The sequence below is a fragment of the Nocardioides sp. genome (assembly GCF_051876515.1).
Classification (GTDB): Bacteria; Actinomycetota; Actinomycetes; order Propionibacteriales; family Nocardioidaceae; genus Nocardioides.
This window is the reverse complement of the sequence record NZ_JBJEHY010000147.1, coordinates 21,682-31,535: the sequence shown is the minus strand read 5'-3', so window position 1 is coordinate 31,535 and position 9,854 is coordinate 21,682. Positions and strand designations below refer to the sequence as shown.

Genomic DNA, 9,854 nt, shown 5'->3' with positions numbered 1-9,854 from the left:
CTCCGGGCGGGCAGGAGACCTGGACGTGGTGGAGCCTCACGACGCCTCCCCCGGCACCTGCGCCACCACGAACACCCGCCGGAACGGCAGCACCACCGACCCGTCGGGGCGCGGCGGGTAGGCACGCCGCAGCCCCTCCTTGTACTCCGCGACGAAGCGCCCCCGCAGGTCGTCGGGCAGGGCGGCGATCGTGGGCCGGGCACCAGTGGCCGACACCCACGTGAACACGGGGTCCGGGCCGGCGAGCACGTGCAGGTACGTGGTCTCCCAGGCGTCCACGTCGCAGCCGAACTCCTGCAACGCACCCAGGTACGTGGCGGCGTCGTGGGCCCGCGGCACCGGCACGTCGCGCAGGTGCGACGCGTACGGCTCCCGCGCAGCCAGCGCGGCGCGCAGGGTGTGGCTGGGCTCGTCGAAGTTCCCGGGCACCTGGAACGCGAGCCAGCCGCCGGGGCGTACGGCACCGACGAGCGGGGCGAGCAGGTCGAGGTGGCCCGGCACCCACTGCAGGGTCGCGTTCGACACGAGCACGTCCACGGTGCCCGGCTCGACGGCGGTCAGCCAGTCGCGGAGGTCCTGCACCCCCCACTCCACGGACGTCGGCAGCGCACGCGCGGCGTCGACCATCTCGGCGCTGGAGTCGACCCCTCGCACGCGGGACCCGGGCCAGCGGCTCGCGAGAAGTGCGGTGAGGTTGCCGGGGCCGCAGCCGAGGTCGACGACCTCCGCCGGGGCCGCGGCGGGCGCCCTCGCCAGCAGCTCGACGAACGGTCGTCCGCGCTCGTCGGCGTACGTCAGGTAGTGCTGCGGGTCCCAGGCTGCAGGAGTCACGATTCCTCCAATTATCTTGACATCAAGACATATCCAGCATCTCCCCGACGTGTCTCGATGTCAAGAATCTCGACCCATCTGGCATGCTGGGAGCATGCGTGACGAGGTGGACGACCTGGTGGAAGCGTGGGCGCGCGAGCGCAGCGACCTCGACCTGGCCCCCGTGGAGGTCTTCTCCCGCATCTCCCGCCTGGCCCGACACCTCGACCTGGCGCGTCGCGACGCGTTCACCGCGCACCACATCGAGTCGTGGGAGTTCGACGTCCTCGCCGCCCTGCGACGTGCCGGCGACCCGTACGAGCTCTCGCCGGGACGACTGCTCCGCGAGACGCTGGTGACCAGCGGGACGATGACGAACCGCGTCGACCGGCTCGCGGCCCGCCACTTCGTGGAGCGGCTCCCCGACCCGCACGACCGCCGCGGGGTCCTGGTGCGCCTCACGCCCGAGGGCAAGGCGGCCGTCGACGGTGCGTTCACCGCCCTCCTGGCCGCCGAGGCCGAGATCCTCGCCGACCTCCCCGACGCCCAGCGCGAACAGCTGGCCGGCCTGCTGCGCACCCTGCTCGTGCCGTTCAGCTGACCCGCACGCCTCAGCGAATGCTCAAGATTCGCTGAAGATGCGCGCCCGCGTCCGCGCGCGCTGAAATCCTGCCGAGGTTCCCAGAAAGGACCTCAGCCTTGAGAAACCACCCGTTCCGCCGGGCGTCCGCCGCCCTCGTGGCCACCGCCGCGCTGACGATCACCGGCCTCGCCGGCATCCCGTCGGCCAGCGCCACCCCCGTCGCGCTCAAGCCCGCGACCCTCAAGCCCGCGCTGCTCGAGGAGAGCCTCAACGGCCAGGACGCCATCGACGCGCTCGGTGACGACCTCCCCGAGGCAGCCGCGATCAACGGCGTGAGCGCCGCGGACCTCAAGGAGCAGCTCCTCGAGGACGAGGCGATGTGGCTCGACCCCGACGGCCGCCTCTTCGCCGTCGACCCCGCCCCCACGGGTCTGGAGCCGGTGACGGAGGAGATCCCGCAGAACATCCCGGTCGCCAACGCGTTCACGCTGCACTCCAACCCGGGAGCCTCGAAGACGATCTACCTCGACTTCGACGGGGTGACGATCAGCAGCACCTACGGCGGCTGGTGGATGAGCGGCAAGGGCCTCGCAGCCGGCTTCTACGAGGGCTGGGACCCCAACAACAACGGGGCTGCCTTCAACGACGACGAGAAGAAGAAGGTCATCGAGGTCTGGCAGCGCGTGGCTGAGGACTTCTACCCCTTCGACGTCGACGTGACCACACAGGCACCGACCGGCACCTGGACCGGTTCGCACGCCGTCATCTCCGGCTCCACCACCGCGCACCAGGTCCTGTGCAACGCGACGTGCGGCGGCATCGCGTACGTCGGGTCCTGGGGCTCGAGCACGGTCAGCCGTCCGGCCTGGACCCTCACCAAGGGCGGCCTGACCTCGGCCAAGTACGTCGCTGAGGCCACCAGCCACGAGGTGGGCCACAACCTCGGCCTGAGCCACGACGGCACCTCGTCCAAGGCCTACTACGAGGGCCACGGCAACTGGGCCCCGATCATGGGCTCCGCCTACAACAAGGACGTCTCCCAGTGGAGCAAGGGTGACTACACCGACGCCAACAACACCGAGGACGACCACGCCATCATCTCCGGCAAGACCGGGTACCGGACCGACGAGGCGGGCTCGGTCTACGAGGCCAAGGCGACCCGTCGGGCGGCCACGTACGGCGAGGCGTCGATCGCAAACGGCTACGAGTACGACTACTTCCAGCTCGGCTACTGCTCGGGCAACGTGAGCGTGTCGGTCTTCAACGCACCAACCGGCCCGAACCTCGACATCTGGGCCGACCTGATCGACGCCAACGGCAACTCCGTCAAGCAGTACCGCAACACCGGAAGCATGGACGCGGAGTTCTCCCACAACGTCACGGCAGGCCAGTACTACCTCCGGGTCACGGCTGACTCGACCGACAACTACCCGTTCTACGGTTCCAACGGCTTCTACAAGTGGTGGACCAACACCAACTGCAACGGCCAGCCGCAGCTGACCGCACCCTTCGCTCCCTCGAGCGTGACGCACAGCTTCGACGCGACCACCCGCAACGCCACCGTCACCTGGGGCGCCCCGAGCGAGAACGGCGGCAGCGCCGTCACCGGCTACCGCGTCTGGATCGACGGCGGCGCGGCCGTCTCGCTGGCGTCCACGGCCCGTTCGTACACCCTCACCAACCTGGGCACCGGTCCGCACACCGTGAACGTCGTCGCGGTGAACAGCATCGGCACCAGCCCGACCGCCTCCACCACGATCGCGGCTCCCGCCCCGACCACGACGACCACGTCGCTGACCAGCACGTACACGGACGCCACCAAGCAGGTCGCCCTGCGGGCGTCGGTCTCGCCCGCGGCCGCACTCGGCACCGTCCAGTTCCGCGCCGGCACCACCGTGCTCGGCACGGTCGGCCTCGCCTCGGGCGTCGCCACCTACACCGGCGCCTACACGGGCGTCCTCGGCCAGACCGTGACTGCGACGTACGTTCCGGCCGACAAGCGGTGGACGACGTCCACCTCCGCGGCGCACTCCCCGGTCACCGCGCCGGGACCGGTCGCCACGGCGGCCGCGGCGTTCGACACCGCCACGCGCAAGGTGACGCTCTCCTGGACCGCCCCGACCGCCACCGGCAACAGCGCCGTCACCGGCTACCGGGTGCGCGTCGGCGGCATCGTGCAGACGACCACCGCCGCCAGCACGCTGAGCCACACGCTCGACCTGGCCAACGGCACCCACAGCGTCAGCGTGACCGCGGTCAACGCGCGCGGCGAGAGCGCCGAGACGACGCGCTCGGTGACCGTGACCGCTCCGGCTGCGACCACCACCACGCTGACCGGCAGCGCGTCGGGCCGTACGGTCACGCTCAACGCGACCGTCGCCCGCAGCGCCACCACGGGCTCCGTCCCGGCCGGCCAGGTCGTGATCACCCGCAACGGGACCACCGTCGCCACCGTCGACCTGGTCAACGGTGCGGCGTCGCACACCCTCACCGGGGTCGCCTCGGGTCCGGCCACGTACGTCGCCACGTACCAGCCGGGCAACCTGACGTGGACCACGTCGACGTCCGCGAGCCGCTCGGTCAGCGTCGTCGTCGCTGCTGACGCGGTGCGCAACCTGGCCGCCGACTTCTCGCCCCGGACCCGGGACGTGACCGTCACGTGGCAGGCGCCCGTCGACAACGGCGGTTCCGCCATCACCGGCTACCGCGTCACCGTCGGCGGGCAGACCACCACCGTCACCGGCACCACCCACGTGCTGAGCGGCCTGGCGGTCGGCAGCCACCAGATCAGCGTCGTCGCCGTCAACGGTGCGGGCACCAGCCCGGTCGCCAACGCCACCGCCGCGGTCTCCGCCCGTGCCACCAGCGCGACCACGCTGGACGCCCAGGTCGACGGCCCCGCCGTGGTCCTGACGGCCACCGTCACCAGCCCCGGCGACGCCCCCGAGGGCGAGGTCGTCTTCCGCAGCGGCACCGACGTCGTCGGTCGTGCGGACGTGAGCGACGGCGAGGCGACCGTACGGGTCACCGACCTGGCTGCGGGTGCGCACTCGTTCACGGCCACGTTCGAGCCGGCGGACCTCCGCTGGACGGGGTCGGAGTCCGCTGCCGCTGACGTCGAGCTGGTGCTCGCGCCCAGCGCGCCGCGCGACCTCGCGGCGAGCTTCGACGACCGCACCCGCGACGTCACCGTCACCTGGACGGCACCCGCCCAGGACAACGGCGCCACCGTCACCGGGTACGAGGTCACCGTCGGCGACGACACCGTCGAGCTGGACGCGGACACCACCAGCCACGTGCTGGGCGGCCTGTCCGACGGCCTCCACACCATCGAGGTCGCAGCCGTGAACCGCATCGGTGCCGGCACCAGGGCCAGCACGACCGTGGTCGTCGGCGAGGTCAGCAGCACCGGGGTCACCCTGACCGCGACCGCCGTGGGCCGTACGGTCACCCTGGCCGCCACCGTCGCAGGCAACCCGGTCCCGCAGGGCCAGGTGCGCTTCGACGACGGCACCACCACGGTGGCCACGGTCGACCTCGTCGACGGAGCCGCGACCACGACCGTGACCCGGGCGACGCTCGGCCAGCGCTCGTACACCGCGACCTTCGTCCCCGCCGACCGTCGCTGGGCCGAGGCCACCTCGCCCGCCTCCGTGATCACCGTCAGCAAGCTGGCGGCCACGGTGAAGGTGAAGGCGCCGAAGAAGGTCAAGCTGGGCACCCGTCCCAAGGTGCGGATCACCGTGCTCGCCGGCGGCAAGCCCGTCACCGGCAAGGTCCAGGTGAAGATCGGCAAGAAGAAGGTCACCGTCAAGGTGGTCAACGGCAAGGCGACCGTGAAGCTCAAGAAGCTGAAGAAGTCGTTCTTCACGGCCAAGCAGCTCAAGAAGAAGAAGCTGCCGCTGGTCGTGACGTTCCTCGCGACCGAGGACGTCAACAAGAAGGCGGTCAAGAAGGTCCTGCGCCTCAAGGGCTGACCGTCCCCCTCCCACGAAGGGCCATCCCGCTCGGGCGGGGTGGCCCTTCGTCGTCGGCGTACGGGGGGCGAGCGCGGGCCCGTACCGGTCTGCGGGGCGGGCTCGTTGGGGGATTTCCGACACGTTGTGGGTGTTGCAACCCCCACAACGTGTCGAAGTCCCCGCCAAGGCGGGGACTTCGACAGCGGGGAAGATGGGACGTTCCGCCGCGGAGCGGGGAACGCGGCCGGTAGCGTCGGACAACCCCCACGAAAGGCCCTCCATGCACCATCCCCGGCGTACGCTCCTTCGCTCCGTGGCACTCGCCGCGGTCGGCGCGCTGACGACCAGCCTCCTGGCCACCGCCGCTCCGGCGACGGCCGTGAGCACCGACCCCGGCGAGCCCCTGCTCCCCGCCCCGGCCCGCGGCGCCACGGCCCTGAGCGCCTTGGGCGAGGACCTGGAGGCGGCGGCCCGGATCAACCGGATGGCGGCCGACGAGCTGTCCGAGGTGCTGCTGGAGGACCGCACGATGTGGCTGGACCGCCAGGGGCACCTGTACGCCGTCGACCCGGCGGTCGACCCCGACGCCGCCGCCTCCCACGCCCACGAGGGCACCAGCGGGTCCGACGACTCCCCCGAGGTCGCCAGCGCCCCGCTCGCCGACACGTTCACCCTGCACTCCCGACCCGGCGCGGCCGGCACCGTCTACCTCGACGTCGACGGCGTGACCCTCACCTCCGGCCTCTGGGTCTCCTCCGGCCTCAGCGCCGGCGCGTACGAGGGCTGGGACCCCGCCGGGAACGGCCCGGCGTTCTCGGACGCCGAGAAGCTCATGGTCCAGGAGGTCTGGGCCCGCGTCGCCGAGGACTTCGCCCCGTTCGACATCGACGTGACCACCGAGCAGCCCGCAGGCACCTGGCGCGGCTCCCACGCCGTCATCTCCGACTCCCAGCAGGCCCACCAGCAGCTCTGCGAGAGCAGCTGCGGCGGGATCGCGTACATCGGGGTGTGGAGCACCTCCACCTCCGCCCGACCAGCCTGGACCCTCACCCGCGGCGGACTCACCACGGCCAAGGCCGTCGCCGAGGCCACGACCCACGAGGTGGGTCACAACCTGGGGCTCAAGCACCACGGCACCACCACGTCGGGGTACTACGGCGGCCACGGCAACTGGGCGCCGATCATGGGCGTGGGCTACTCGCGTGCCGTGACCCAGTGGAGCAACGGGCTGTACCCGAACGCCAACAACTCCGGCCAGGACGACGTCGCCGTGATCGCCCGTACCGCGGGCGCCCTGGCCGACGACGCGCCGGACACCGTCGCCGCCGCAGCCAGCGCCACCCCGGCGACGTCGGGGAGCGGCACCATCAGCTCCCGCGATGACGTGGACGTCATCGACCTGGGGAACTGCGTCGGCGCGGTCGGCATCGACGTGCAGCCCGCCTCCCAGGGGCCCAACCTCGACATCGAGGCGCGGCTGCTGGCCGCCGACGGCAGCACCGTCCAGACCCTCAACCCGACCACCTCCCTGGCCGCCTCGGGCAGCGCCACCGTCGTCACCGGACGCCACTTCCTGCGGGTGGACGGCATCGGGGCGGGCAGCCCCAGCACCAGCTACGACGACTACGGCAGCCTCGGCGCGTACACGTGGACCGTGACGGGCTGCGACCAGGGTCCGGTCGCCCAGGGTCCCACCGCACCCGTGGACGTGAGTGCCACCTACCGCCCGGCGACCGGCGTGGTGCTGCTGAGGTGGTCCGCTCCCCTGGACGACGGCGGCAGCGCCGTCACCGGCTACCGCGCCCAGGTAGCGGACCGCACCCGCAACCTCGGCCCTGACGTCCGGGAGGTTCGCTTCCCCGACCTGGCCCCGGGCACGTACGACGTGATACTCACCGCCCTCAACGCCGCCGGCGCCGGCGAGGCGGTCACGGTCACGGTCACCGTGACCGCCCCTGACCCGACGCGCACGCTGCTCAGCGGCACCTCGTACGGACCCGAGGTCACGCTCATCACCCGCGTCGTCCCCTCCAGCGGCGTCACCGCGCAGGGCTCGGTGGTCATCAGCTCCGCCGGGGAGACCTTGGCGACGGTGCCCCTGAGCGGCGGCAGCGCCACCTGGACGCGCACCGGCACCCCGCTCGGCACGGCCTCGTACACGGCCACCTACGTCCCGCTGGACCAGCGCTGGGCGGCGTCGACCTCGGACACCGTGGACGTCACCGTCACCGACGCCCCGGTGAAGGTGCGTCCGGTGGTCCGGGTCAAGGCACCGACCGCGACCCGCGTCGGGGCCCGACCCCGCGTGGTGGTGCGGGTCCGCGCCGCCGGCGCCACCGCGACGGGCAAGGTCCGGGTGCGGTACGGCACGAGGACCGTGACGGTACGGCTCGTCAACGGCCGCGCCGTCCTCCGGCTCGCAGCCGTACGTCCGGCCTGGGTGAAGAAGGGACGCCTCACGGTCCGGGTGCGCTACCTCGGGAACGCGACCACGTTGGCCCGCACCGTCACCAAGACCGTGCGGGTGACGAGCTAGTCGAGGACCAGTGCGGGCAAAGCGTGGCGCGAGCAGGACTCGCGCCGATAAGTTGTGCCTCCCCACGGAAGGTTGCCCATGAGTCTCGGCCCTGGACCGCGCCAGCGGCTTCTCAGTCTCACCGCCGTCGGCGCTCTGCTGGCCGGTTCGCTGGCCACCATGTCACCGGCCTCTGCAAGATCGACGGCAGCCGACGAACTGGCCGACGCGCTGCACCGGGACGAGACTCTGCAACTGGACTCCGAGGGGCGCCTGTACGCCGTCGATCCCGTCCCCCCGCTCGACCGGACCTCACTCACGTCGGCCCGACAGCGCGACTTCACCGCCCGCTCCCGGCTCACCGCTGACGCGACGGCGGACGTCTTCGCACTGCACTCGCGCCCGGGCGCCAGCAGCACCGTGTTCCTCGACTTCGACGGCGTGACCGTCGACTTCGACAACGCCTGGGTGGACGGCGGCCTGGACGCCGGCACGTACGAGGGGTGGGACCCGAACGGGGACGGACCCGCGATCACCGGCTCCGAGGAGTCCGCCGTCGCAGAGGTCTGGGCCCGGGTGGCCGAGGACTTCGCACCCTTTGACATCGACGTGACCACCGAGCAGCCCGATGGCGACTGGCGCGGGGCCCACGCGGTGATCTCCGCGAGCGCCTCAGCACGCGAACAGCTCTGCGAGAACCAGTGCGGAGGGGCGGCCCACGTCGACGTGTGGGGAGGGGAACCGACCCGCCACCCCGCCTGGACCCTGACCCACGGCTGGGACCCTGACTCCAAGGCCGTCGCCGACGCCACGAGCCACGAGGTGGGCCACATCCTGTCTCTGCTCCATCACGGCACCTCCACGGCTGACCTCTACACCGGGCACGGCTACTGGGGCCCGATCATGGGTTCCCCGTACGCCCGCCGGACCTCCCTGTGGAGCAACGGGTCGTACGCCGACGCCAACAACCCCGGCCAGGACGACATCGCCAGGATCGCCGCCAAGGCGGGCACCATCCCCGACGAACCCGACACGGTCGTTGAGGCCGCCAGCGCGGCAGCCGGCACCTCAGGCCGCGGCACGATCGCGGACCGGGACGATCTCGACGTCTTCGACCTCGGAGAGTGTGGTCCCGGCGTGGCGATCGGCGTGCGGTACGCCGAGCCTGGCCCGAACCTCAAGCTCGAGGTGCGGCTCCTCGATGCCTCCGGCGCCACCCAGCACACCATTGCCCCCGCCTCACAGTCCTCGGCCTACGACACCGTCTCGGTACCGACGGGCCGCTACTTCTTGCAGATCGATGGCATCGGGGACGGCTCGCTGCCCACGCCGCTCTTCGACGAGTACGGCAGCGTGGGTGCCTACGACTGGAACGTCACCGGGTGCGACGAGGACCCGGGACCCACCATCGTGACTCCCAGTGCTCCGGCGTCGGTGACCGCGACCCACTCCGGCGGCATCGTGACCGTCAACTGGCAACCCCCTACCGACGACGGCGGCAGCCCGGTGACCCAGTACCGGGTCCGGGTAGGCGACCAAGAGAGCATCGAACCCGCCAACTGGCGTAGCACCAGCTTCGCGGGCCTCGGTGGTGGCACCCACGACGTCAGCGTCAGCGCCCTCAACATCGCCGGGTACGGAGACCCCGCCACCACCAGCATCACCACCCCCGCGGCGCCGACAGAGCCGGTCGACGTCACCGCCGTGTACCGGCCCGGGAGCGACATGGTGCACGTGACGTGGTCCGCTCCGCTGGACGACGGGGGCAGCCCCATCACCGGCTACACGGTGCAGATCTCCGACCAGTACCGCAACGTGGGAGCCGACGCCCGGGAGGCCCAATTCGCCGACCTCGCTCCTGGCCGTTACGACGTGAGGATCGCCGCGATCAACGCTGGTGGTCAGGGCGAGTTCTCCACCGTTGCGGTCGCGGTGGACGTCACCGTCACCGACGCCCCGGTGAAGGTGCGTCCGGTGGTCCGGGTCA

5 protein-coding genes are annotated in these 9,854 nt (G+C 71.7%); 4 read left to right on the top strand and 1 reads right to left on the bottom strand.

The window, feature by feature from the left end; translation table 11 throughout:
• Positions 1-36: 36 nt before the first annotated feature.
• Positions 37-831, bottom strand: a complete 795-nt coding sequence (locus ACI379_RS11265; protein ID WP_439792184.1) for a methyltransferase domain-containing protein — start codon at positions 829-831, stop codon at positions 37-39.
• 94 nt (positions 832-925) lie between these two features.
• Here ACI379_RS11265 and ACI379_RS11260 point away from each other — a divergent pair, with 94 nt between their 5' ends.
• The 4 genes from ACI379_RS11260 to ACI379_RS11245 form a co-directional block, all read left to right on the top strand.
• Positions 926-1,411: a MarR family winged helix-turn-helix transcriptional regulator gene (locus tag ACI379_RS11260; RefSeq protein ID WP_439792183.1), complete on the top strand. Its 486-nt coding sequence runs from the start codon at positions 926-928 to the stop codon at positions 1,409-1,411.
• A gap of 98 nt (positions 1,412-1,509) precedes the next feature.
• Positions 1,510-5,370: a fibronectin type III domain-containing protein gene (locus tag ACI379_RS11255; protein WP_439792182.1), complete on the top strand. Its 3,861-nt coding sequence runs from the start codon at positions 1,510-1,512 to the stop codon at positions 5,368-5,370.
• A 295-nt stretch (positions 5,371-5,665) separates the two neighbouring features.
• Entirely contained in the window at positions 5,666-7,888 is a 2,223-nt protein-coding gene (locus tag ACI379_RS11250; RefSeq protein WP_439792181.1) for a fibronectin type III domain-containing protein, read from the top strand.
• Between the two features lie 78 nt (positions 7,889-7,966).
• A partial coding sequence (locus tag ACI379_RS11245) for a fibronectin type III domain-containing protein (protein WP_439792180.1) occupies positions 7,967-9,854 on the top strand: 1,888 nt, incomplete at its 3' end.

What these genes read in the sequence shown, in the direction of transcription:
- ACI379_RS11260 (WP_439792183.1), top strand. Translation starts at nt 926, where the DNA reads ATGCGTGACGAGGTGGACGACCTGGTGGAAGCGTGGGCGCGCGAGCGC.